The sequence below is a fragment of the Croceitalea sp. W27 genome (assembly GCF_055693185.1).
Map to the genome: position 1 here is coordinate 1,294,886 of NZ_CM146327.1, position 26,033 is coordinate 1,320,918.

At 38.6% G+C, this 26,033-nt stretch carries 21 protein-coding genes and 2 tRNA genes; 12 read left to right on the forward strand and 11 right to left on the reverse strand.

What is annotated here, in order from left to right; translation table 11 throughout:
• The first annotated feature begins 8 nt into the window (after positions 1-8).
• The gene (locus ACZ1GR_RS05780; RefSeq protein ID WP_472611258.1) at positions 9-686 is read left to right on the forward strand and encodes a hypothetical protein; all 678 of its coding nucleotides are present in this window, start codon (positions 9-11) and stop codon (positions 684-686) included.
• A 64-nt stretch (positions 687-750) separates the two neighbouring features.
• Here the strand turns inward: ACZ1GR_RS05780 and rpsT are convergent, their stop codons facing one another.
• The 4 genes from rpsT to proS form a co-directional block, all read right to left on the reverse strand.
• Positions 751-1,002, reverse strand: coding sequence for a 30S ribosomal protein S20 (gene rpsT / locus ACZ1GR_RS05785; RefSeq protein ID WP_472611259.1), 252 nt, complete (start codon positions 1,000-1,002; stop codon positions 751-753).
• Positions 1,003-1,073: 71 nt separating this feature from the next.
• Positions 1,074-1,145 (reverse strand) — tRNA-Glu (locus ACZ1GR_RS05790).
• 68 nt (positions 1,146-1,213) lie between these two features.
• Positions 1,214-1,285: transfer RNA gene (locus ACZ1GR_RS05795), tRNA-Glu, on the reverse strand.
• Between the two features lie 112 nt (positions 1,286-1,397).
• Positions 1,398-2,876, reverse strand: coding sequence for a proline--tRNA ligase (proS, locus tag ACZ1GR_RS05800; RefSeq protein ID WP_472611260.1), 1,479 nt, complete (start codon positions 2,874-2,876; stop codon positions 1,398-1,400).
• Positions 2,877-2,973: 97 nt separating this feature from the next.
• Between proS and ACZ1GR_RS05805 the strand changes: the two genes are divergently transcribed.
• Both ACZ1GR_RS05805 and ACZ1GR_RS05810 read left to right on the forward strand, forming a co-directional pair.
• Positions 2,974-4,335, forward strand: coding sequence for a hypothetical protein (locus tag ACZ1GR_RS05805; protein WP_472611261.1), 1,362 nt, complete (start codon positions 2,974-2,976; stop codon positions 4,333-4,335).
• Between the two features lie 24 nt (positions 4,336-4,359).
• The gene (locus tag ACZ1GR_RS05810; RefSeq protein ID WP_472611262.1) at positions 4,360-5,868 is read left to right on the forward strand and encodes an OmpP1/FadL family transporter; all 1,509 of its coding nucleotides are present in this window, start codon (positions 4,360-4,362) and stop codon (positions 5,866-5,868) included.
• Between the two features lie 44 nt (positions 5,869-5,912).
• Here the strand turns inward: ACZ1GR_RS05810 and ACZ1GR_RS05815 are convergent, their stop codons facing one another.
• A complete protein-coding gene (locus ACZ1GR_RS05815; protein ID WP_472611263.1) occupies positions 5,913-7,349 on the reverse strand; it encodes a T9SS type B sorting domain-containing protein in 1,437 nt (478 codons plus the stop codon).
• Positions 7,350-7,482: 133 nt separating this feature from the next.
• Positions 7,483-9,285 carry a T9SS type B sorting domain-containing protein gene (locus ACZ1GR_RS05820; protein ID WP_472611264.1) on the reverse strand — a complete coding sequence of 601 codons (1,803 nt, stop codon included), beginning with the start codon at positions 9,283-9,285 and terminating at the stop codon, positions 7,483-7,485.
• A 134-nt stretch (positions 9,286-9,419) separates the two neighbouring features.
• Here ACZ1GR_RS05820 and folE point away from each other — a divergent pair, with 134 nt between their 5' ends.
• From folE to ACZ1GR_RS05855, 7 genes are all read left to right on the forward strand, one after another.
• Complete coding sequence (gene folE, locus ACZ1GR_RS05825) at positions 9,420-10,100, forward strand: GTP cyclohydrolase I FolE (RefSeq protein ID WP_377765556.1); 681 nt, start codon at positions 9,420-9,422, stop codon at positions 10,098-10,100.
• Positions 10,100-11,581, forward strand: coding sequence for a cysteine--tRNA ligase (gene cysS, locus ACZ1GR_RS05830; RefSeq protein WP_472611265.1), 1,482 nt, complete (start codon positions 10,100-10,102; stop codon positions 11,579-11,581). The genes folE and cysS overlap by 1 nt, the downstream gene beginning before the upstream one ends.
• 1 nt (position 11,582) lies before the next feature.
• Positions 11,583-11,804 (forward strand): membrane protein insertion efficiency factor YidD, encoded by a 222-nt coding sequence (yidD, locus tag ACZ1GR_RS05835; RefSeq protein ID WP_472611266.1) that lies wholly within the window; start codon positions 11,583-11,585, stop codon positions 11,802-11,804.
• A gap of 179 nt (positions 11,805-11,983) precedes the next feature.
• Entirely contained in the window at positions 11,984-12,943 is a 960-nt protein-coding gene (gene lgt, locus ACZ1GR_RS05840) for a prolipoprotein diacylglyceryl transferase (protein WP_472611267.1), read from the forward strand.
• A gap of 4 nt (positions 12,944-12,947) precedes the next feature.
• Positions 12,948-13,436, forward strand: coding sequence for a DUF192 domain-containing protein (locus ACZ1GR_RS05845; RefSeq protein ID WP_472611268.1), 489 nt, complete (start codon positions 12,948-12,950; stop codon positions 13,434-13,436).
• The gene (locus ACZ1GR_RS05850) at positions 13,436-13,960 is read left to right on the forward strand and encodes a GNAT family N-acetyltransferase (RefSeq protein WP_472611269.1); all 525 of its coding nucleotides are present in this window, start codon (positions 13,436-13,438) and stop codon (positions 13,958-13,960) included. The genes ACZ1GR_RS05845 and ACZ1GR_RS05850 overlap by 1 nt, the downstream gene beginning before the upstream one ends.
• A 41-nt stretch (positions 13,961-14,001) precedes the next feature.
• The gene (locus tag ACZ1GR_RS05855; RefSeq protein WP_472611270.1) at positions 14,002-15,255 is read left to right on the forward strand and encodes an ABC transporter ATP-binding protein; all 1,254 of its coding nucleotides are present in this window, start codon (positions 14,002-14,004) and stop codon (positions 15,253-15,255) included.
• Positions 15,256-15,355: 100 nt separating this feature from the next.
• On the opposite strand, the gene secDF is transcribed toward ACZ1GR_RS05855, so the two are convergent.
• Both secDF and ACZ1GR_RS05865 read right to left on the reverse strand, forming a co-directional pair.
• The gene (gene secDF / locus ACZ1GR_RS05860) at positions 15,356-18,310 is read right to left on the reverse strand and encodes a protein translocase subunit SecDF (RefSeq protein WP_472611271.1); all 2,955 of its coding nucleotides are present in this window, start codon (positions 18,308-18,310) and stop codon (positions 15,356-15,358) included.
• 160 nt (positions 18,311-18,470) lie between these two features.
• Positions 18,471-19,397 carry a malate dehydrogenase gene (locus ACZ1GR_RS05865; protein ID WP_472611272.1) on the reverse strand — a complete coding sequence of 309 codons (927 nt, stop codon included), beginning with the start codon at positions 19,395-19,397 and terminating at the stop codon, positions 18,471-18,473.
• Positions 19,398-19,628: 231 nt separating this feature from the next.
• Between ACZ1GR_RS05865 and ACZ1GR_RS05870 the strand changes: the two genes are divergently transcribed.
• Positions 19,629-20,000: a hypothetical protein gene (locus ACZ1GR_RS05870; protein WP_472611273.1), complete on the forward strand. Its 372-nt coding sequence runs from the start codon at positions 19,629-19,631 to the stop codon at positions 19,998-20,000.
• A 94-nt stretch (positions 20,001-20,094) separates the two neighbouring features.
• On the opposite strand, the gene ACZ1GR_RS05875 is transcribed toward ACZ1GR_RS05870, so the two are convergent.
• The 3 genes from ACZ1GR_RS05875 to asnB all read right to left on the reverse strand — a co-directional run bounded on the left by ACZ1GR_RS05875 (position 20,095) and on the right by asnB (position 25,117).
• The gene (locus ACZ1GR_RS05875; protein ID WP_472611274.1) at positions 20,095-21,126 is read right to left on the reverse strand and encodes a DUF6588 family protein; all 1,032 of its coding nucleotides are present in this window, start codon (positions 21,124-21,126) and stop codon (positions 20,095-20,097) included.
• A gap of 71 nt (positions 21,127-21,197) precedes the next feature.
• The gene (gene gyrB / locus ACZ1GR_RS05880) at positions 21,198-23,126 is read right to left on the reverse strand and encodes a DNA topoisomerase (ATP-hydrolyzing) subunit B (protein ID WP_472611797.1); all 1,929 of its coding nucleotides are present in this window, start codon (positions 23,124-23,126) and stop codon (positions 21,198-21,200) included.
• A 320-nt stretch (positions 23,127-23,446) separates the two neighbouring features.
• Positions 23,447-25,117 carry an asparagine synthase B gene (asnB, locus tag ACZ1GR_RS05885; RefSeq protein ID WP_472611275.1) on the reverse strand — a complete coding sequence of 557 codons (1,671 nt, stop codon included), beginning with the start codon at positions 25,115-25,117 and terminating at the stop codon, positions 23,447-23,449.
• A 241-nt stretch (positions 25,118-25,358) separates the two neighbouring features.
• Here asnB and ACZ1GR_RS05890 point away from each other — a divergent pair, with 241 nt between their 5' ends.
• A complete protein-coding gene (locus tag ACZ1GR_RS05890) occupies positions 25,359-25,898 on the forward strand; it encodes a DUF2911 domain-containing protein (RefSeq protein ID WP_472611276.1) in 540 nt (179 codons plus the stop codon).
• Positions 25,899-26,033: the final 135 nt, after the last annotated feature.

Below are 26,033 nucleotides of genomic sequence, written 5' to 3' on the forward strand. Positions count from 1 at the left end.
TCAAAGATTTGATAGAATTTCTAATAAGTAGTTTTTTTATTCCGGTATATTTTATTGCCTGGATTATCTCAATGCTTACTTATAAAAAGTATTTCGATACGGTAATGCGTTTTTTTCCCATTTTTATTGCCTATACTTTTTTCACAGAGACCTTAGGTTACTTTATCTTGACCTTTGAAGAATTTAGCTTTTTTGAAGAAAAAGAATATGCCTGGCACAATGTTATAATTTATAACATCTATTCTATTTTAAGTTTTCTATTTTTTTTCTGGATGTATTGGAAATTAGTATTCAATAAAAAATATAAAAAGACTATTCTTTTTCTTTGTTTACTAACTACGGTTTCATTTATACTAAATGCCTTACTTCAAGACCCCATGCATACGGGGTTATATTTTGCGGATCTAATTTCCTCCTATTCCCTTTTGTTGACCATCGTATTGTACTTTAAAGATAAAAAGGCAAAAGGCTTTCCTTTAATTCAACAAAGAAACCTCATGTTTTGGGTAAGTTTAGGACTCTTTATTTTTTACCTTGTCTTTCCGCATTTATTCTTTGTAGGCTTCGAATTTCCAGAAATCTGGATAACCTATAATTTTAGAAAAATTCTGCAGGTATTCATTGTGATTATGTACACGCTTTTCTGTATTGGTTTTCTTAAAAGTAAACGACGTGATTTTAGGTAATAGATGGACAATAAAAAAGCCCCAACTAAGTAGTTAGGGCTCTAAATATTGAGATGATAAAGCGTTACAATGATGCAACCTTTGTCATCAATTTACTTTTTAAGTTAGCAGCTTTATTAGAGTGAATGATATTGCGTTTTGCCAATTTATCTATCATACTAACTACTGATGGCAACAAAGTCTCTGCGGCCTTTTTATCTTCTTCACTACGAAGTTTCTTGATAGCATTACGCACTGTTTTGTGCTGGTATCTATTACGTAAACGTACTGCTTCGTTTCTTCTAATTCTTTTTAATGCTGACTTATGGTTTGCCATTACTTTTATTTAAAATGTGAAATACAAATCGAAAAAAAATCAACTTATACCTCGTTTATAGTTTTTATTAGTAGCCCGTAGGGGAATCGAACCCCTGTTACCAGGATGAAAACCTGGCGTCCTAACCCCTAGACGAACGGGCCATTAAGATTTCAAATCGTTTTAGTTCTTGGTTCGAACAAAAGCCAAACCTATAAACTAAAACTATTTGTAGCCCGTAGGGGAATCGAACCCCTGTTACCAGGATGAAAACCTGGCGTCCTAACCCCTAGACGAACGGGCCATTATAATTAGAACGTGGGTGCATTGCTGCAAGCCTAAAAATATCAATTTATTCTAAAGGCGGGTGCAAAAATACAACTATTTTTAACTATTGCAAGAGCTAAATATATTTTTTAGTATGCTTTCGCAAACAATACGCGATAAGGAGAAGGTTTTCCTGTCACCATACATTCTCCAACATCTTCTTTTACATCAATGATGGGGATACATCGAATTGTAGCCTTTGTCTCTTCCTTAATTTTATCTTCGGTCTCTATAGTACCATCCCAATGAGCAGAAATAAAACCACCTTTCTCTTCTAAAACTTTTTTGAATTCTTCATAAGAATCAACCTCCGTGATATGACTTGCTCTATGGTCTAAAGCCTTCTTATGAATGTTTTTCTGAATCTCATCCATAAGTGATACTACCCTTTCTACCACCTCATTTGCTGGCACTGACTGTTTCTCAAAAGTGTCGCGTCTGGCAACTTCAAAAGTCCCATTTTCAATATCGCGTTGACCAATTGCCAAACGCACCGGCACCCCTTTAAGCTCATATTCATTAAACTTAAACCCGGGCTTATGTGTATCTCTACTATCGAACTTCACCGAAATTCCTTTAGAACGAAGTTCTTTTACCAAAGGATTCACTTTTTCAGATATTGCATCTAATTGCTCTTCTCCTTTGTATATTGGCACTATCACCACTTGAATCGGAGCTAGTTTTGGTGGAAGCACCAAACCTTTATCATCACTATGCGTCATGATCAACGCGCCCATCAAACGTGTGGAAACTCCCCACGAAGTAGCCCAAACATAATCTTGTTTTCCTTCCTTATTCGCAAACTTAACATCAAAGGCCTTGGCAAAATTCTGTCCTAAAAAGTGAGAAGTACCTGCCTGAAGTGCTTTTCCATCTTGCATTAAAGCCTCGATACAAAATGTTTCAATGGCACCTGCAAAACGCTCACTCTCTGTTTTTGTACCCTTAATAACCGGGACGGCCATAAATTCTTCCGCAAACTCGGCATATACATGCATCATTTGCTCAGCTTCTTGCATTGCCTCATCTTTGGTCGCATGTGCAGTATGACCCTCTTGCCACAAAAATTCAGCAGTACGTAAGAAGAGGCGTGTACGCATTTCCCAACGCACAACATTGGCCCATTGGTTAATCAATAGTGGTAAATCACGATACGATTGTATCCATCTGCGATACGTATCCCAGATAATAGTTTCTGAAGTGGGTCTTATTATTAACTCTTCCTCTAATTTTGCATCTTCATCAACCACAATTCCACTTCCATCCTCGGCATTTTTAAGTCTATAATGCGTAACAACAGCGCATTCTTTTGCGAAACCCTCTACATGGCTTGCCTCTTTGCTGAGATACGATTTTGGTATAAAAAGTGGAAAATAGGCGTTTTCATGCCCCGTCTCTTTGAACATTTTATCTAACTGGGCCTGCATTTTCTCCCATATCGCAAAACCATAGGGTTTAATGACCATACAGCCACGTACGCCAGAGTTTTCGGCAAGGTCAGCTTTTACAACAAGTTCGTTGTACCATTTGGAATAATCTTCCGCTCTGCTTGTTAAATTTTTACTCATTAATTATAGTTTGGCACAAAACTTGTGATTAAGTTAACAGAAAAATAGAGCGGTAAAACTAACTATTTTTACTATGTTCAACAATAAAATTTAAAAGATGGATAATACTTTACCCCGCCAAAAATTTCAATTCGTCCTAACTTCATTGTTAGGCGTCCTCTTTCTAGCGTCTTGTGGTTCGTACCAACAAGCATCCTATTATGAGAATGATGGTATTTACGCCAGCGGAAATCGTACCGTAGCAGTAGAAAAGAGATCACCAGAAGCGGTTAGAACCCAAGAATTGGAAACTAACACCTATGGAGAATACTTCGGTCAAAGAGCAGATCAGTATGCCGAAATTTTGGATAGTGAGGTTTTTACAGATATTGATGGTTACACTAGTAATGGGGTAAACGATACACTTCAAGTAGGCGAACAAACCGACTATTTTGCCTACAATAACAATTATGAGGGAAATCCAGGTTGGGGCGATAATCCTACAAGTATAAATATAAACGTCTATGATAATGGTTGGAACAACTGGGGCTGGGGCGGAGGCTTCGGTTGGGGCTGGAACGACCCTTGGTTATGGAATGGTGGATTTGGATGGGGTTGGAACAATCCATGGAGATGGAACCGTTGGAACAGATGGGGCTGGGGCGGCGGCTTCGGCTGGAACAACTGGGGCTGGAACAACTGGGGTTGGAATGGAGGCTTCGGATGGGGCTGGAATGGCGGCTTTGGCTGGGGCGGTTATTATGGATGGAATAGATTCAACAACTTCAACAACCGCGGATTTTACAACAACTATGCGTATAATAGAACCCGAAGAGGTTACAACAATAACAACAGGGTTGCTAGCAATTCTTTACGTGGAAGATCAAATTTAGGTGCCAGAACTGGTTCTTCAAACAGGTATCGTTCGAATTCAGGTCGTTCTAGTGTCACAAGAAGCAACACGGCAACATCAAGAAGCTCTAGAAGTCATGTTTCTGCTAGAAGGTCTGTAAGTTCAGATGCTATCGCTAGAAATAGAAATTTTAGAAGTAGCCGTAGTACAAGATCTGTACCTAGATATAGCGGTATTACACGTTCTAATCAAACATACAGAAGTACAAGCCCAAGAAGTAGCGGATATCGAAGTTCTACTTCGGGTAGAAACCCTTCGTATAGAGGCTCAGCGACAGGACGAAGTACTTCAAGATACCAATCTTCAGGAAGAACTGCACCAAGAAGTAGCGGCTACAGAAGTTCTTCTAGAAGCAGTTCGCGAAGCTCAGGCTATCGAAGTTCTGGTAGCAGCTCAAGAAGTTCTGGATACAGAAGTTCAGGAAGCTCCTCAAGAAGCAGCGGAAGTTTTAGAAGTTCAGGTGGCTCATCGCGCAGTAGCGGAAGTTTTAGAAGTTCATCTGGAGGTTCTAGATCTTCAGGCGGAAGATCTTCTGGAGGAGGAAGAAGCAGCGGAAGAAGAAACTAAATTCATCAAACAAATTTTAGAGCAATGAGAAAGCTATTTATTTTAAGCATGGGAATGCTATGCACTTTCGTGAGTGCCCAAAATATAAACGACGTAGTAAGATATAGCAGTGACAATCTTCAAGGAACCGCTAGATTTCAGGCAATGGGAGGCGCATTTGGAGCATTAGGAGGTGACTTGTCATCGCTAAACATAAATCCTGCGGGTTCTGCTGTTTTTAATTTTAGTGAGTTTACCGTCACAGGTTCCAATTACAATCGTGACAACAGTGCTATTTATGGAAATAGAACGTTGAATACAGACTTAAATTCACTTGAAATTAATCAAGTAGGCGCTGTATTTGTATTTAAGGCTTCTGATGACAATCCGTGGAAAAAAATATCCTTAGCCGTGAATTATGACTTGGTACAAAACTTTGATAACCAGTTCAGCGCTGCTGGAAGTTCTACAGAGGGATTAGATAATTACTTCTTAAATTTTGCACAAGGGCAAGAACTTGGAAACCTCAGAACATTTGATGGCGAACGAGCTGATGATGCCTATTTAGACATCGGTTCTTCATTAGGTTTTGGGGCCCAACAGGCTTTTTTAGGTTTTCAATCGGGCTTGATCGAGCCAAATGAGGATGTTGATGAAAATACTGGCTACTTTTCAAATGCGCAGTATGCTAATCTAGATCAAGACTACACACAGGTAACTAGCGGTTATAACAGTAAGTTTACCTTAAATTTAGCCGGTCAGTATCAAGAAAATCTATATTTGGGCGCTTCATTGAATTTTCACTCCGTGTTTTACGAGAAGTTAACAACGTTCAGTGAAACCGGCTATGACTCAGCTTCTGATGTACAATTTGCAGCGTTTGATAACTTTTTACAGACCGAAGGAAACGGCTTTTCGTTCAGTTTAGGTGCTATTGCGAAATTGAACGATAATATTAGAGTCGGCGGTAGTTACCAATCGCCTACATGGTATAGCCTAACCGACAATATTTCACAACGCATCAGTGTGACTTCACCGGTGGCGAATCCTAATTTGGATTTAATTAATTTTAATCTAGTCAGCATATTTCCTGACTACAATATCAAAACACCATCTAAACTTACAGGTAGTGCCGCGATTGTATTTGGAAAAGAAGGCTTGTTAAGTTTCGACTATGGCTACCAAGATATGTCGAAGGCTGAACTGAGGCCCACTTCTGACCCTGCTTTTGCTGGTGAAAACGATTTAATAGCCGAGCAACTAAGAAACGTTAATAGCTATAGAATTGGCGGTGAGTATAGAATTGAACGTGTAAGCTTAAGAGCAGGCTACCGTTTTGAAGAAAGCCCATATGAGAATGAATTGATATTGGGGGACCTTACCGGATATTCTGGGGGTATTGGTTATAGTTTTGGTGCCAACCGATTAGACTTGGCCTATAATAGAACGGAACAGGATACCAATGCTTTTTTCTTTGATTCAGGAGCATCAAATTCCGCCATGGTTAATCGTATCAATACAAACGTCAGCCTAGGTTTTACAATGAAATTCTAAAGAAAGATTATTGAAACGGGCCGGCTACTTTGCTGGCCTTTTTTTTATCGCAAAAGCGTAAAATGTCTTCGTGTTGTGCTTGCGACTACTACCCCTTGGTCATTTCTGTCATATTCTAGTTTAAACCAGTAATCGGAAGAAGGAAGTGCGCGCCCATTAAAAGTACCATCCCAACCAGGTGAATTTTCATCTATTTGTTTTAACAATTTTCCGTAACGGTCAAAAATGAATACATCAGGATTTGATAACTCCGAAATACCTAATATCTGCCATTCATCATATATACCATCACCGTTAGGGCTGAAAAATTTGGGATAACCAACTACCAAAAAGTCCTCCTCTACCATACCACAGCCGTTCTTATCATTTATGATTACGGTATTTAAACCTGGGGGTACATCAAGAAATATTGCTTCATCTTGGAACTCACCACCATTTATGGCATATTCATAATCACCTGTTGTAAGTGTCGTTATCTCAATGTCATAGGTATCCACCTCAGGATTATCCCTTAAATCTTCAACAATAATAACCTCATCAAGTTCTGGTGAGGGGAAGAATGTAATTAAAATATCATCTACAATATCTCCAAAAGGTGTTTCGATTGTTACGAAATAACGCCCCGAATTAGGACTGGTAACCGTATACTCAAATTCGGCCGGTCCACTTAAAAGATTTGCATTATCTATGGTACCGTCATCATCGGTATCTACAGACCAAGTAACATTGTTTACATTTGGTCCTGCAGGGGAATTTCTAGCGTTCAACACGATATCTGGGTCGCCTTCACATGCAATAATGTCCAATCCTAAAAACTCATCTCTCAAGGTGCAATCCAAGGCAGTATCTTGATCTGCATCTACGGACGAACCTGTAAAGGTCAAAGAAAATGGTTCTGGATCACCATCAAAATTGGTGTTGTAGTTATTTATGAATAAATAATAGAGTTCTCCTGCAACCACATCTAGCCACTCATCATATGTATTTTGACTTCCTTTTACAAAGGGCGCACCAACTTGTCCGTTTCCTGGGTTAACACCAATACCGGTAAAGCCTGTGGAGTTCACTTCGTAGTTACAACGGATTGGCTGTGCCGTACCGTCGCCAATAATCGTACAATAATTTTGACCATCTGTTTGATCAAAAGGCCCGTAAAGTGCAAAATCCCACTCTGCCGTGGCGGACAATGTTTCAATGTCAAAACCTATCTGACCGTCCGTGCCTGCCCTAAAAACAAACCAAGAGGTATTGTTCTCTATATTGGCGGAAGCTACGCTACCTTTTTCTAAACAACCTGTTTGTCGTATTACATCGGCATCAAATTCATCGATATCGCCACTACCATCAACAAATGGCATAATAGGTTCACCATCGGCACATACGGGTATGGCCGTTCGGCAATCTCCAGAATTTGCGGTTTGGGCAGTTAATCCTATTGAAAAAAGGAAAAAAAAGCAAGTAGCACTAAATAGTGTTCGCATAGTAGTGTGGGGCTAATGTTATGCTTTCAGTTATCTTACATAACTACCAAAGTGCACCATTTAGTATGTTTTAACCGAAAAAAAATACAGTTAATCGATAAAATGCATTCTAGCTATTTTAAAGCGAGCCATTTTATCGTCGTAACGAGAAATTCTTCCGTAAAAATTTATCCACAAGTCTAGTACCGTTATCGTCTAAATAACTCAGCTTAAACCAATAATCAGATTCCGGCATTTGTTGACCAGAAAAGGTACCGTCCCAACCGGAATCGTTTGCATTTAATTGTTTAATTAATTTCCCGTAACGATTGTATATCGAAATCACAGGCTCATTCAAATACTCCATTCCCTCAATGTGCCAACTATCATTTATACCATCTCCGTTAGGGGAAAAATAAGCGAAGTACCCCACAACTGCTATTTCTTCGGTAACCACGCCGCAACCATTTAAATCTCTCATAAAAACCGTATGATTTCCAGGTAATACATCTTCAAATATCGGTTCTGTTTGAAATTCTCCATCATCTAAACGAAATTCAAAATCACCATCGAGCTCGGTTAGTATAGTTACTGTGTTAGAGATGCTAAAACCATCAATCTCAACAGCGCTAATTTCAGGAGAAATTGAGGTGATTACTTCGATAGTTCTGGTACGTACGCAGTTTACATTACCTTGAGAGGTAGTAGCGGTAAGAATATAAGTTCCTGGTTCCGATACGGTAATAAAAGGAGTTGTTTGGCCCGTATTCCATGAATACACATAATTCGGGTTTGATGTTGCTTGGCCAATAGTGGCGGTAGAGCCATCTTCGCAAAGAAATAGTTGCTGATCTAGGCCAAGAATTGGAGCCGCAATACCTTCAAATTCAAAACTTTGAGATGCATCATAACAATTTGGGTTTTCTAAAGAACTTACTCTTACGAAAATGGTTTCTACCCCTGCTGTTTTTTCATATTGTTTAGGCAGTTCGTGTATACCCATTTGAGCGTCGGCCAAAGAACTATAATAACCAACTAAAAAACTATCGGCGTCTTGCCCGTTTAAGGCTTCCATATCTTTCTGGCCTAGGTCATAAGGCACATCTGCACTCACACAAACAACCTCATCAACCAAAGGCCCTGCAACCGGTCGTGAAGAAAAAGCGACCTGAACATCACTTATAATAGTCTCTGCGCTAGTTATGACTTCAACCCGGTACAAAGCTGCTATATTAATGGTTAAAGTTGAATTTGATTGGTTTTGTATCAATTGAAAACCACTACCAAAATCTCTATACCATCTATAACTTGCAGCATTACTTGTTGTAGCGTCTAATTGCACTGTTTCATTTTCACATGCTACAATCGGAGCACCTAAGAGATTACTAATTATTGAGCAATCTAAGGCATCGGTAGGGTTGGTATTAAAAATATCCCCTGTAAACTGAATTGAGAATCCTGAATCAGAACTTGAAAAATTATTAATTAACAAATAATAGTTTTGACCAGGCTCAACATTGACCCAATCTTCATATTGTAATGATGCCGTATTTCCTGTCGGGTCTTCTCCTACTCCGATAAATTGATTTTCATCTCGATTATCAAAAAAATTACAGCGGATAGGCTCTCCTAAATCATTACAATCATCTGCCAGATATAATGCGAAATCCCAATCTTCTTGGGCATCATGACCTATGTTAAATCCTAATTGACCAGAAGCGCTTGTTCTAAATCGATACCAAGAAGAATTCGATTCTATTGCCCCGGTTGTTGTGGCTTCGAGACAACCACTGCGCGTAGCTCCGTTAAAATCGTCAAGACCAAAGCCGTTTGCACCACCATTTGCCGGGGTATTCGAGCAAATGGGCACAGCACTTGAACAGTCGCTTGAAACTTGGGCGTTCAAAAGACCGCCAATACTGATCAATAAAATAAAAAACGCATACCGCTTAGGCATAAGTACTTATTAATTGGGGTGTTACAAATTTAATTTGCTACCACCGTTAACAAGAATTTATGTTGTCAAAGGCTAGAACAGCGATGTTAAATACTGCATTAATGTATATCTTTGCAACCTTTATTAGGTGTGAAATGAAAATAGAGCAAGTATTGGAAGATAACTATGAAGATGTTGGTAACGACCATGTCGGTTCATCTGCGGACACCCCCATGCGAAAAGATGCTTTCGAGTTGAGCGATGAAGAAAAAATTGAGCGCATAAAGAAGAATGTCAGTGACATCATGCATACTTTAGGTCTTGATTTAACAGACGACAGCCTAAGCGGCACACCAAATAGGGTCGCCAAAATGTATGTAAAAGAAATTTTCGGAGGATTAAATCCTGATAAAAAACCAAATTCATCAACTTTTGACAATAAGTACAAATATGGCGAAATGTTGGTCGAAAAAAATATTACACTCTATTCTACCTGCGAACATCATTTATTGCCAATAGTAGGCCGAGCTCATGTAGCCTATATTTCTGCCGGCACTGTTGTTGGTCTTTCTAAAATGAACCGTATCGTTGATTATTTTGCAAAACGACCTCAAGTACAAGAGCGTTTGAATATTCAGATAGTAAAAGAACTACAAAGCGTTTTAGGTACCGAAGACGTAGCATGCGTTATAGATGCAAAACATTTATGTGTAAACTCTCGCGGAATTCGTGATATTGAAAGTAGTACTGTAACTGCGGAATATGGCGGTAAATTTAAAGAAGAAGCGCTGCGCAGGGAGTTTTTAGATTACATCAACCTAGATACCGAATTTTAATGCAATTATTCAGTAGCCAAGTTCTAAAAGTTTATAATTCACTTACAGGAAAAAAAGAACTGTTCAAACCTTTGAAAGAAGGGTACATTGGCATGTATGTTTGTGGCCCCACGGTCTATAGTAATGTGCATTTAGGCAATTGCCGCACCTTCATGTCTTTCGATATGATCTTTCGTTATTTTAAACATCTTGGTTATAAAGTGCGATACGTTCGCAATATCACCGATGCAGGGCATTTAGAAAATGATGCGGACGAAGGTGAGGATAAGATTGCCAAAAAAGCGAAACTTGAGCAGATAGAGCCCATGGAAGTAGTGCAGCGTTACACGGTAGATTTTCATGAAACTTTACAAAAATTTAATTTTTTACCCCCCAGTATTGAACCGACTGCCACGGGGCACATTATTGAACAAATAGAGATTATCAAGGAGATTCTAGCAAAAGGCTTTGCTTATGAGATAAATGGCTCTGTATATTTTGATGTTGTCAAATTCAATGAAACCAATGACTATGGTAAGCTTAGTGGACGTAAGCTAGAGGATATGATCGCAAACACGCGTGAGCTCACCGCACAAAGTGATAAGAAGAATCCGCAAGATTTTGCACTTTGGAAAAAAGCAGAGGAGCAGCACATTATGCGCTGGCCTTCGCCTTGGGGCGACGGTTTCCCTGGCTGGCATTTAGAATGTACCGCTATGAGCACTAAATACCTTGGAGAGAATTTTGATATTCACGGTGGTGGAATGGATTTAAAGTTTCCGCATCACGAATGTGAGATAGCACAGGCAGAGGCAAGCAATGGACATACGCCCGTTAATTATTGGTTGCATGCCAATATGCTGACCCTAAACGGTAAAAAAATGTCAAAATCTACCGACAATAATATTTATCCGAATGAAATTTTTAGTGGCGATAACAACATACTAAGCAAAGCCTTTGCGCCATCGGTGGTTCGCTTTTTTATGCTACAAGCACATTATACTAGTATTTTAGATTTAAGCAATGATGCCTTGTTAGCTTCTGAAAAAGGGTATTACCGGTTAATGGAAGCCTACAAAACTTTAGAAAATCTAGAAACCGGAAACCCAGGCTCTTTTGATTATAAAGCATGGCAACAAAAGTGTTATGATGCCATGAACGATGATTTTAACACGCCTATTTTGATTGCACATCTTTTTGATGCCGCAAAACAAATAAACCTAATTAAAGATGGCAGTGAGACAATTTCTGAGGCCGATAAAAAGTTTCTCACAACTACTTTCGACAATTTTATTTTCGATGTTCTCGGATTGGAAAGCCCAACATCAAAAGAAGGGAAATCGGATACTTTAGCGGGGGTCGTGCAACTCTTAATTCAACTTAGAAATAAGGCAAGAGCCAACAAAGACTTTGCTACCTCAGACCAAATAAGAGATGAGCTTATCGCTCTGGGAATTCAGCTTAAAGATGGTAAAGACGGAACAACCTTTAGCTTAAACTAGTTTGAAAAAAATATTGATAGCTCCGTTTGTATTTTTAGTACGTGCTTACCAGCTGTTAATTTCTCCTTATACGCCTGCGACTTGTCGTTATAGCCCTACTTGTTCTGCATATACACTAGAAGCCTTAAAAAAACATGGGCTTTTTAAAGGTGGATGGCTCGCTATAAAACGTATTTTTAGCTGTAACCCGTGGGGTGGAAAAGGCTATGACCCGGTGCCTTAGAAATACAAGTTCAAGCATCAAATTTAAGAGTCAAGTTCAAAACTTCGACAGGCTCAGTTTGACAAAGTTTATGTGAAAGATTCAAACTCAAACCATGAGCTACAATTTTCTGAAATCTAATATCTAAAAGCGGAGCGGTCTAATTTCTATTTATTTATCTTAGTCCAAAAATTATTTGCATGCATTTTTTAGCTTTCAACTGGAATCCAGATGATATTCTTTTCAAGATAGGCTTTGTCCAAATCAAGTATTACAACCTGTTGTGGATTTTAGCTTTTGTTGTTGGATGGTATCTAATGAAACAGATTTTCAAAAAAGAAAATAAGTCTTTAGAAAAGCTCGACTCTCTCTTTGTATATGCAGTAGTTTCAATTATGCTGGGCGCTCGATTGGGACATGTCATCTTTTATGATTGGGATTACTACCAAGACCACCTTCTTGAAATTTTACTCCCGATACGCGAGAGCGCTGATGGCACCCTACTCGGAATCATTAATGGTTGGGAGTTTACGGGTTTTACGGGATTGGCCAGTCATGGAGCAACTATCGGAGCATTTATAGCATTGTATTTGCTCTCTAGAAAATTTAAGGATATGAGCTTTATGTGGCTTTTAGACAAAGTTGCAGTAGTGAGTTCAATAGGTACCGCTTTTGTTAGGTTAGGTAATTTCTTTAATTCAGAAATCAACGGCAAGGTTGTTGACCAGTCTTTTGCTTTTGCAACGCGTTTCGTTAGAGATTCTGACGATATGCCCACGTATAAAGCAATGGGGTTGACCAAGGAAAAAACAGCCAGTGCTGCTTACAAAGCTATTGAGAACAATCCTGAGTATGCCAGCGTTCTAGAGAGTATACCCTACCGACATCCTGCACAATTATACGAAGCTTTCTTGTACCTAATTCTATTTGCAATTATGTATTTCTTTTATTGGAAAACTGATAAAAGTAAAAAACCTGGATTCTTATTTGGGCTATTTATGCTCGGTTTGTGGTCGGCTCGGTTTTTTGTAGAGTACTTTAAGAAAAGTCAGGGAGGTTTTGAAGATACTTGGGGCACTTTCACAACAGGGCAGTGGTTAAGTATCCCTATGATTTTAGTTGGCTTGTATTTTATGTTCAGACCTGTAAGTAGTAAGTAGTAAGATGAAATATTTTTTTAAGTATTGTACAATTTTTTTGTCCGTGTTTTTTATACTTTTTACGTCTTGTAAAGGAGAGAAAAAGACTGAGTTAAAGACGGAAACTATTGATTTCACTAAAGAGGGTGAACTAGCGATTTTCAAGAAAGATTCGCTTTTGGTCAATCTTGATATTGAAATCGCCGAAACCGATTACGAAACAGAGACAGGATTAATGTACAGGTCATCTATGGAAGAAAAACAGGGAATGCTTTTTATTTTTCCTGATGTGGCCATGCATTCTTTTTACATGAAGAATACCGAGTTTCCTTTAGATATTGTCTTTATTGATGAAAACCTGAAAATTGCCAGTTTTCAAGAAAATGCGCAGCCCTACAATGAAGTAGGTCTGTCTTCACAAGTACCTATTAAATACGTACTGGAGGTAAATGCTGGACTTGCAGAAAAATGGTTGTTAGAAGTTAAGGATAGTGTCATTTTTACCAGAAAATAATGGTATCACCTTATCTTTTAGAAGATCAAAAAAGTGAACGCCTATATTTTAGAAAGATAACACCAGAAGATTATCAACCTTGGCTGCCCTTTTATCAAAATCCAGTTTCAACGCAATACTGGGATGGACTACCTGAAAATCCGGAACAAGCCTGCAAAGAACAATTTGAAAGGATTTTTGAAAGATACGAGCAACATTTAGGAGGCATGAATGCCTTAGTCCTTAAAACCGCCAATGAGCTTATTGGTATGTGCGGCTTATTAATTCAAACTGTTGATAATGTAACAGAATTAGAAATTGGCTATTCTGTTTTACCCAAATATTGGCGCAAAGGCTTTGCGTTTGAAGCAGCCAAGAAATGCAGGGATTATGCCTTTCAAAACGATTTGACCGAATCACTTATCTCTATTATTCACGTTGATAACATTCCCTCTCAAAAAGTAGCCTTAAAAAATAAAATGCAATTGGACAAAACCACCACTTATAAAGAAAACCCAGTGCATATTTTTAGGGTTAACAAATGAATATTCGTTACTTTTCTCGATAATTTAAACATATAGTTTAGATGAATATCGTCCATTACACCATTCTTATTGATAGTACTTCACAGACCGATACTTTTCTAAATCTGTTGTTAAACGATAAATTACTTCCTAATTTTAGTGAATTGGCAGGAAAAACGGGTAGTTTATTTTCAAGCTCACAAATTGCCCATTATCTTGATAAAGAAGAAAAACATGGCATAAAACTAATTACAAAAAACACATCGCAATCTTTGATTACCATGAGCAGTGGTGAACGAAAAAAAGCATTGCTCAATTATACTTTAGAAAGCTCACCAGACTACTTGATAGTAGTAAATCCGTTTGATAATTTAGATTATCACTATCAAAAAGAACTTAAGGGAAAACTGCTGACCCTAGCTGCAGATTTACCTATAATCCAAATCATAAATCGAGTTGAGGACTTTTTACCGTTAGCAGCAAATTACGCTAAGTTAGAGGGTGATAAGCTAATTCACTTTGATAGTAAAACACATCTTTTAAGCAAGACTGTCAAAACAAAAAGTACTTTTTCTAAATTTAATATTCCCAGACCTTTAAACACCCAATCGTTTACGGGCAATAATCTAGTGAAGCTTAGAAATGTATCGGTCAGTTTTAATGATAAACCCGTTTTGTCAAACATCAGCTGGCAGATTCATTCAGGAGACTTTTGGCAATTAAAAGGCCCTAATGGCAGCGGAAAAAGTACCTTGCTGGCCATGATAACTGGTGATAGTCAAAAAGGATACGGGCAAGAGCTGTACCTGTTTGGCATTAAAAAAGGGAGTGGTGAAAGTGTTTGGGACATCAAAAAGAATATAGGGTATTTCACACCAGCTATGACCGACAAATTCAGAGGCTATCATACACTAGAAAATATGCTAATTTCAGGGCTTCATGACTCCATCGGGCTCTATGTAAAACCTACCGAAATCGAAAAAAGATTGGCATCTGATTGGCTTGAGCTATTGCAGCTATCCGCAAAAAAAACGCAGTACTTTCACCAATTACCTACTACTGAAAAAAGATTGTTGCTTACTGCCCGGGCAATGATAAAGCACCCTCCATTATTATTGTTAGATGAACCAACTTCGGGCCTTGACGATTCAAGCGCCCTTCTTTTTGTATCCCTTGTAAATAAGATAGTCTATGATAGTACTACCGCTATTGTTTATGTTTCTCACAGAGAAGAAAAAGGGCTAAACCCAAAAAAGATGTTTGAATTGATACCAACAGAAAATGGTTTTACCGGGAAAATCAAGAGCTTTAAATAGTAAGGAGTAGAACAACGTATTCGAGTCAGAAAGGGAATGCACAAAACAAAAAAGCCATCTGCATTGCAGATGGCCATTTATTTGAGTTAGCTAGTATAATCTATTCCTTACCGGAAGAAATTCTTTTTTTAAGTGCATCGAACATAATTGGCGTTGCAATAAATACCGATGAATAGGTACCTACAATTACACCAACGATCATGGCAAACATGAATCCTCTAAGCGATTCACCTCCAAAGATGAAAATGGCTAAAAGCACTATCAAGGTCGTTAATGAAGTATTTAATGTTCTACTCAGCGTACTATTCAATGCCTCATTCACATTGTTACCTTTATTCCATCCCTTTAGGTTCACAATCTCACGAATACGGTCAAAAACGACCACAGTATCATTTAAGGAATAACCGATTACAGTAAGAATAGCCGCTATAAATGCTTGGTCTATTTCCATATTAAAAGGCATTATAGCGCTTGTAAGAGAAAATATGCCCAATACTATCATAACATCATGGAAAACCGCAACAACAGCCCCTAATGAGAATTGCCATTTTCTAAAACGCAGTAAAATGTATAAGAATACTACCGCTAGCGATCCGATAATAGCCAATAATGCGTTTTTCTTGATATCATCAGCAATGGTAGGACCTACTTTTACAGACTGTAAAATTCCTATTGACTTTTCTGATGCACCAACTGTAAAGTCTTCAAAAGAAGTGCCCTCGGGCAAATAGCTCTGTAGTGATGTGTATAGCTTATTCTGAATTTCCGAGTCAACTTCAATACCCTCAACATCAACTTTATATGCCGTAGTAACTTTTATCTGGTTTGATTCTCCAAATATTTTTACGGTAGCACTTCCAAAAACATCATTTAATTCAGATGCAATCTCGGAAGGATTTACTGCCTGTTCAAAACGAATCTGGTACGAACGTCCACCAACAAAATCAACACCTTGCTGTAAGCCTTTTGTTACTAACGAAAACGCACCAACACCAACTAAAATTAAAGAGATAACATATGCAATCTTTCTTTTGCCTAAGAAGTTAATGTTCATGTTCTTGAACAAGTTCTTGGTAATACCGGTTGAGAATTGCAGGTCCCTTCCTTTTTTAGAGATATACCAGTCAACTAACAATCTTGTAATGAAAATCGCAGTAAACAGTGAGGTTACAATACCTATTAATAAAGTAGTTGCGAAACCTTTGATGGGTCCGGAACCGAATATGAAAAGAATAATTGCTGTTAAACCTGTTGTGATGTTTGCATCTAAAATTGAAGAAAGCGCGTTACTAAAACCATCGGCTACGGCTTGCGCCTTGCCTTTACCTCTATCCAACTCTTCTTTAATACGTTCAAAAATAAGTACGTTGGCATCAACCGACATACCAATGGTCAAGACAATACCCGCGATACCAGGTAGGGTCAATACAGCGCCCAAACTGGTCAATACGCCAAAAATCAGCACAATGTTGAAAATCAGGGCAATGTCGGCAAAAATACCAGCTTTACCATAGTAGAAAATCATCCATAGTAAAACAAAGGCCATTGCAATCATAAATGACATAAAACCACTATCAATTGCTTCTTGACCTAAAGAAGGGCCAACAACTTCTGATTGAATAATTTCTGCTGAAGCCGGTAATTTACCCGCTCTTAAAACGTTTGCAATATCTTTTGTTTCGTTAACTGTAAAGGTTCCTGTTATTTCTGAACGACCACCAGAGATTGGCCCGGTAGAAACACCTGGTGCAGTATATACTTTGTTATCTAAAACAATTGCAATGCCAGTTTGGTTATTGAAAGCGTCACCTGTTAAACGTTCCCATTCTTTGGCACCACGGGTATTCATGGTCATGCTAACCGCAGGCTTATTGAATTGGTCAAATGTATCCTGCGCATCAGAAACCACATCACCACTAATTCTTGGTGTATTATCACGATTGGATTGTAAAGCATAAAGGCCTACAAGTTCAGATTCTGCAGCAGGGCGTTCCCATGCAAACTTTACGAATTGAATATCAGCAGGAAGCAACCTTCTAATCTGCGGCATTTTTAAATATGAATCAATTGCCTCCATATCAGAAATGGCAACTCTAGCTATTGCATTGTTTGTGCCTGGCAATAGTTTGCTTAATAGCGGATTGGCTTCTGTAGTCAAATCCAAAGAATCTTGAGCAACATCCGACAGCAAAGAATCTATTTCACTTTCTGGGGTCGCTACTTCTTGTTCTTTTTCTTCGGGCTTTAGAATATCACGAAGACGCTCATTAGCACTGACAAAAAACTGACCTAAACTTGGATTGTTCTGTGGGTAGGTTTCCCAAAACTCTAATTGTGCCGTACTTGAAAGCAGTTCTTGTGCACGATTGATATCACGTGCTCCAGGCAGCTCTACCAAAATACGTCCAGAATTACCTTCTCTTTGAATATTCGGTTGTGTTACCCCAAAACCATCGATACGTTCTCTAAGAACCTCAAATGCAGAAACGATAGATTCATCAATTTTTTTACGGATAACAGGTTTAACCTGATCATCTGACATTTGAAAATTGATTACATCACTTAGTCCCTTATTGGCAAAAATGTCTGGAGAGGCAAGTTTTGAATCTCCCTTTACATTGTCAAAAGCGTCAAAGAACAAATCCAAATAGGTGTCATCACTGCTTTTTGAAGCTTCGTCAGCATCAGCAATGGCCTTATTAAAAATTGGACTTTTGGTGTTGTTTGCCAATCCTTTTAAAATGTCCTTTACGGATATCTGAAGGGTTACGTTAATACCACCTTTAAGGTCAAGACCCTTGTTGAGTTCACGTTTTTTGGCATCATCATAGCTGGTGTATCCTAAAATAGGATTTGCACCAATGGAGTCTAGATAAGAAGTTTCGATAGCTTCTCTCTTTGCTACATAGTCTTCTTCTCCCTCTGAAATCTGATTTACCGCATAGGTCTCGGCGTCACCTTCAATCTTGCTTGTGATAAAAGTGTATGATAATTGATAGATGCTCACCAAACCAAAAAGGAATGCGAAAAGCTTTATAAGTCCTTTATTCTGCATTGATTACGATATTTTTCTTAAACAGCGTGCAAATATATCATTTCAAATAGGATTTGCCAATAGAATTCTCTTATTTGTAACGAGCTGTGCAACAAACAAAAATGCCACTCATACCCTTTTGGGTTTGAAATGGCATTTATTTTTTAAACAATTGTTTTTATTACAACTGCAACAATCCGTTAGTCTTTGTAACCCCTTCGGCACTTTCTTGCATCTTCGCTTTTTCGGCATCACTTAAATCGATAGCTACGATTTTTTCGATACCATTCTTCCCTAAAATTACAGGAACCCCGATACAAATATCGTTTAGGCCATATTCACCTTCTAAAAAGGTAGAGCATGGAAACATTTTCTTCTGGTCACAAGCAATCGCTTGTACCAAACCAGAAACCGCTGCCCCTGGTGCATACCAGGCACTAGTGCCCAATAGACCTGTTAAGGTAGCGCCGCCGACTTTAGTTTCCTGAACTACATAATCTAATTTGTCTTGAGATAAAAACTCTGAAGCCTTTACACTATTGCGCGTAGCGTGACTAATTAAAGGTACCATGCCTTTATCACTATGGCCTCCGATTACCATGCCGTCTACATCAGAAATAGGAGCTTCTAAAGCTTCAGCCAAACGGTATTTAAAACGTGCACTATCCAGTGCCCCGCCCATACCTATAATTTTATGTTTTGGAAGGTTCGTGGTTTTATGAACCAAGTAGGTCATTGTATCCATCGGATTACTGACCACAATCAATATCACATTTGGAGAATGCGCTATTAAACTTTGCGATACTGTTTTTACAATACCTGCATTGATACCTATCAATTCTTCACGGGTCATACCCGGTTTTCTAGGAATACCAGATGTGATTACTGCAATATCACTGTTTGCGGTTTTAGAATAATCGCTTGTGCTTCCTGTAATTTTAGTATCAAATCCATTCAAAGAAGCGGTTTGCATTAAATCCATGGCTTTACCTTCGGCATAACCTTCTTTAATATCTAACAATACTACTTCTGATGCAAAATTTTTGATAGCTATGTATTCAGCGCAACTTGCGCCAACTGCTCCAGCTCCAACTACGGTAACTTTCATTTGTGTGTTTTTAAGAAGTTCTTGAATTTGGGGCAAAAATATGGATTTTTTAGGTCAAAATAGGTGAAGACTTTGATTATTAAAGACTACATAATTTCATAGATATGTTAAAAAAAAATACCCTTTAACGAAGAAATTGTCTAAAAGTGGTCATACATCGAATTTTTGCAATACCTACTCGATTCTGACCGTTCTAATAGTCCCAAATTAAAAGACATAACCTACTTAATCATGAAAAAGTTCTTTTCATTATTGGCCATTTTGGCCCTTATTGCTGTGAGCAATTGTTCGGAAATACCCGAAAACAACGACCCTATTCTAGGCATTTGGTCCAAATCAGAAATTGCATCGGAAGGTGAAGAAAGTGGAGAAAAGGTTCGACAAGAATGGATTTTCAACGATGCCTACCTAGGCCGATACCACAATTACACCAACGGTGATTTAGATTTCTACACAGATTTTAGTTGGAGCTTAGAAGGTGAAACCTACACTATAATTTATACCGGAACGGATAAACCTAAGGTACAGGTAAATCTTGAAGAAGCAGCTACACCAGAAAAGCTGGCGCTTGAAGACGGAGATATATTTGCCATTAGGGAATAGCATAGACACTGGATGCGAATGAAGGAAAAAGCCCTTAGTTTAATTACTATGGGCTTTTCTTCTTATTTTTTGTTTTAAATTCTTCTACCTTAACCTACCTAAGACCAAAGTTTATACCAGCTGTTAGCGTATTGAATTCTGCAATGTTATAATCTACGTTTAACCTAAAGAACCCTAATTTTAATTTGGTTCCCACGTTGGCCGTAACACCACTTACTTCTCTTCGAAGAGAAAAAGGATCGGTTACCGTTTCTTGAAAAGGGCCAAAACCTGCCTGGTAAGTGCCTAAAACATCTGTTTCAGAGTTTCCTGTAATATAGCCTAAACCACCATAAAAATTTATTATAGGTAATTTAGTGGATGCCACCGCGGCAAAAGTCCATGTATTGAATGTTGTTTCTATTCTTTGATTTTCTCCTGCTAGCAAGCCTTGATCGGTAAAATCATAGGAAGCATTCAAATTGGTATACCCAATAACTGCGGATAAGGCAACAGGTAGAATTTTATCTCCTGGTAGAATTTTTGTAAAATCATATTGTAATCCTGCACCAAAAAGCCCAAATTCAACATCATCATCAAAATTTATGTTTGGCAAGAATCTAGCTTTTACTTCCAAGCCTTTTACCAAGCCAACACTAGCCTGTAAAAATGCCGAAGGCACAAAATTCAACCCTTCGGAGGCAAGTCCAGAAGGCAAGGTAAATTCACTGGTCTCCGTAACACCCGGAGCTATTTCTGCTTCAACAAAGACACGCACTCCTTCGATGTCACCAAGTACTGACGAAACCAATTGGGTGTCGGTTCTTGTATCATTGCCCCCAACCAATTGCAAGTTGGTGTAATCTGCTTCATCAAATAAAAATGCTTTCTTATCCCCTTTATTTTTAAAACCGGTGATATTACCCACAAGCGAGATTTCAAATCCGCCGAGCGGTTTTGAATCTGCAGAGTTATACCATCCGTTCGCCATACTATAAATGGCGGCTTCGGACATAGGCCCGAAATAATCGTTACTAAAACGTTCGGCATCTTCTACACCAGCAGCGAAAACATCACTAAAATCTGATTGCGCACTTAGCCCTAAGGAAAAAACACCTACTATACCAAAAAGAATTATTCTCTTCATTTTGTAAAATTTTTCCTAAAACTAAAAAACTCGCCCTGTAGGAGCGAGTTTTTGTTGTGAACTGTCGTTATCTATGCATCAATGTTCGCATAAACGGCATTTTTCTCTATAAACTCTCTTCGCGGAGGTACCTCATCACCCATTAGCATGGAGAAAATACGGTCCGTTTCGGTAGCATTATCAATAGTAACTTGTCTTAGCGTTCTAAAAGCAGGATTCATAGTGGTATCCCACAATTGCTCCGCATTCATCTCACCGAGACCTTTATATCGCTGAATACCCGCTCCGCCGTTCATTGATTCTACTATTTCGTCACGTTCGGCATCCGTCCAAGCGTAACGCTTTTTAGAGCCTTTCTTGACCAAATATAGCGGAGGTGTAGCAATGTAAACGTGACCTCCTTCTATCAATTCTCTCATATAACGGAAGAAGAACGTTAAAATCAAAGTTTCAATATGGCTACCATCAACATCGGCATCACACATGATTACCACTTTATGGTAACGCAATTTTTCAAGATTCAATGCCTTACTGTCCTCTTCAGTACCAATGGTTACACCAAGGGCCGTGTAGATATTCTTTATTTCCTCGTTCTCAAAAACCCTATGCTGCATAGCTTTCTCTACGTTAAGGATTTTACCCCTTAAAGGCAGAATAGCCTGAAACATTCTATCGCGACCTTGCTTAGCAGTGCCACCTGCAGAATCACCCTCTACCAAAAACACTTCACAAAGTGCAGGATCTTGCTCAGAACAGTCAGATAATTTTCCCGGTAAGCCGCCAACGCTCATTACGGTTTTCCGCTGTACCATTTCACGGGCCTTTGTTGCGGCATGTCTTGCTTGAGCGGCAAGAATTACTTTTTGTACAATAATTTTCGCATCATCAGGATGTTCTTCCAAATAATTGGTCAACATTTCAGAAACTGCTTGGCTAACTGCCGAAGAAACCTCTCTGTTACCCAATTTTGTTTTGGTCTGACCCTCAAACTGAGGTTCGGCAACCTTAACAGAAACAATGGCCGTAAGCCCTTCCCTAAAGTCATCACCTTGAATTTCGAACTTAAGCTTATCTAACATTCCAGAATTATCGGCATATTTCTTCAAAGTAGAAGTCAATCCCCTTCTAAAACCAGATAAGTGTGTTCCTCCCTCATGGGTATTGATATTATTCACGTAGGAATGTAAATTTTCAGAATACCCATTATTGTAGATCATAGCTACCTCAACAGGAATTCCGTTTTTCTCTCCTTCCATCGAAATCACACTCTGAATCAACGGTTCACGAGTGGCATCTAAAAACTTAACAAATTCCTTTAAACCTTCCGTAGAGCTAAATACTTCAGAAACAAATTCTCCTTTTTCGTCTTTTTGACGCCTATCGGTAATCGAAATGGTAACCCCTTTGTTCAAAAAAGAAAGCTCACGCATTCTATTTGAAAGCGTTTCATAGCTATACTCAATAGTTTGTGTGAAAATAGTGGTATCGGGCAAGAAAGTAACCTCTGTACCCCTATCTTCCTCCTTGCATTCTCCAATGGTCTTTACAGGGTACATTGCTTTACCTCGCTCATACTCTTGCTGCCAAATCTTGCCTTCTTTAAAAACCGTGGCCTTCAATTTGCTTGACAATGCGTTCACACAAGATACACCAACACCATGCAGACCCCCTGATACCTTATAAGAGTCTTTATCAAATTTACCACCTGCACCAATTTTGGTCATTACAACCTCAAGTGCCGAAACGCCTTCTTTTTTATGTATACCAACAGGAATACCCCTACCGTTATCCCTAGTTGTTATGGAGTTATCTTCATTAATGGTGACGCTTATGGTATCACAATGCCCTCCCATGGCCTCATCTATGGAATTATCCACTACTTCATATACCAAATGGTGCAATCCTCTAACTCCAACATCACCAATATACATGGACGGACGCATTCGCACATGTTCCATACCCTCTAGAGCCTGAATACTGTCTGCGGAATAGTCTTTCATAGGAGTGTCATCTTTCTGCCCAGAATCGCTATTTTTTTTGATTTCTTCGTCTTCGTTTTTAGCTTCTTCGCTCATAGTTTTATAACTAAATTATCTTGCGTTTTTCAAATCTTACAAATATAACCAATACCCAGTAGAATTAGGGGTTTGTGATATTTTGACACCTCTAAGTTATTAACAATGATTGTGGAAAATATTATGCTATATTTCGTTGAAATTTATCCGAGAAAAAATACTTCTAAAACAAAAGAAGCGACAGTATCTGTCGCTTCTTATTAGCTAATAAAAATGATGTTCTCACGCTCACATATGAAAACAAATTATTTTACATAGGCATCATCGTGCACATTGGCCACAGCTCTGCCCGAAGGGTCGTTCATGTTCTTAAATGCCTCATCCCATTCAAGCGCGATTTTAGTACTGCAAGCCACTGAAGGTTCTTGAGGAACGCTCAATGCTGCCGCATCTGACGGAAAATGACTTTCAAAAATAGAACGGTAATAATATTCTTCTTTAGAAGTTGGTGTCTGGATAGGGAATCTAAAATTGGCACTCTTCAATTGCTCATCGCTCACTTCAGCATTCACCACCTCTTTCAAGGTGTCTATCCAACTGTAGCCCACGCCGTCAGAAAACTGTTCTTTCTGTCTCCAGGCTACGCTTTCTGGCAGGTAAGCTTCAAATGCTTTACGAACCACCCATTTTTCCATTCGCTCGCCATTGATCATTTTATCTTTGGGATTGATACGCATGGCAACATCCATAAATTCTTTGTCCAAAAACGGAACTCTACCCTCAATGCCCCAAGCAGCGAGCGATTTATTGGCCCTTAGACAATCGTACATATGAAGCTTGTCCAATTTACGAACCGTCTCTTCATGAAAATCTTTTGGACTTGGAGCTTTGTGAAAATATAAATACCCACCAAAAAGCTCATCGGCCCCTTCACCAGAAAGTACCATTTTTATACCCATAGATTTTATGACACGTGCCATTAAGTACATAGGTGTGGAAGCCCTTATTGTCGTTATATCATAAGTTTCTAGGTTGTAGATGACATCTTTTATGGCATCTAAACCTTCTTGAATGGTAAATTTTATCTCATGGTGTACCGTGCCAATATGGTCCGCCACTTTTTGTGCAGCAGCAAGATCCGGAGAGCCTTCTAGGCCAACAGAAAATGAGTGCAGTTGTGGCCACCAAGCATCTTTAGTACCACCTGATTCAATTCGTTTTTGTGAATATTTTTTTGCTAGTGCCGATGTAACGGAAGAATCCAAACCTCCGGAAAGTAAAACGCCATAAGGCACATCTGACATCAACTGTCTTTTCACCGCGGCATCCAAAGCATCATGAATCTCTTGAATACTGGTTTCATTTTCTTTTACAGCTTCATACTCCATCCAATCGCGTTTGTACCATCGCACAAATTCACCGTTAGCACTATGCATATAATGACCGGGAGGAAACAACTCTATCTTGGAGCAAGTCCCTTCCAAAGCTTTAAGTTCTGAAGCTACATAGAATGTTCCGTTCTTATCCCATCCGATATATAGCGGAATTATACCCATATGATCTCTGGCGATAAAATATTCGTCTTTCTCTGTATCATATATCGCAAAACCAAAAATACCGTTCATTTCATCTAAAAAATCAACTCCCTTTTCTTGATATAAGGCTAGAATGACCTCACAATCGGATGCTGTTTTAAAATCATATTTTCCTTGAAATTGTTCTCGCAGCTCGGTATGGTTATATATTTCTCCGTTAGCGGCCAAAACAAGTTTTCCATCAGTACTCAATAAAGGTTGCTTTCCGGATGCCGGATCAACAATCGCTAGCCGTTCATGAGCCATGACAGCATTATCGTTAGCAAATATTCCACTCCAATCCGGACCACGATGTCTAATTTTCTTTGACATCTCCAATAGTTGAGGCCTAAGCAACTCAACGGGCTCTTTTACATCAAATGCACAAACAATACCACACATAATCTTTTCTTGATAACAATTAAGAGACAAAAATCACCTAATTATTACATTAATAAAACATAGTATTAAAATATACTTACATATTATAACTAAAAAATAACTTTTATACATTATCCGGAACAATAAATGAATGAAAAAAACTAAAATATTTCATTTTAGAAGAAGCCAAACTTTAACTTCTTTTTATAGCAAGTGGCCCAAAATATCAGGTAGTTTTGAAACTTAATAAATAATCTTAATTATGAAAAAAATAGTTGCTATTGCATTTTTTGCAATGACCTTAATTTTTAGTACCGAAGCCGGAGCCCAGAAATTTGGTGGCTTGGATAAAAGCCCCGCAGACATTGCCGCTTTTCCGTCCAGTTACAAAGTATCTGATAAAGCTGTAAAAGTTACCTATGGCAGACCTCAATTAAAAGGACGTACCATGTCTGACTTGGCACCTGCCGGTAAAGTATGGCGTACTGGAGCAAACGAGGCTCCTGAAATTACATTTTACAAAGACGTTAGCTTTGGAGGTAAAAGTGTAAAAGCAGGTACGTATGCTTTGTTTACTATACCTGGAAACGGTGAATGGACCGTAATTTTAAGCAACAATTTAAACCAATGGGGCGCTTATTCTTATGATAATGCTGCCGATGTGGTTCGAGTTAGTTCTAAAGTGAGTTCTGATTCTGAATCTTTAGAAGCATTCTCTATCGCTTTTAAAGAAGTAAAGGGCGGAGCACATCTCGTAATGGGTTGGGGCACTACACGTGTAGCTACACCGATTATGTTTTAAGCGAAATTTTATAAAATCGAAAAGCCCCCAGACAGTTGTTTGGGGGCTTTTTTTGTAACAATCTTTCACTTTTTGTCATTTCGAATGCATATGAGAAATCTTATTCAGCTTAACAGATTTCTCAATCAATGCTTC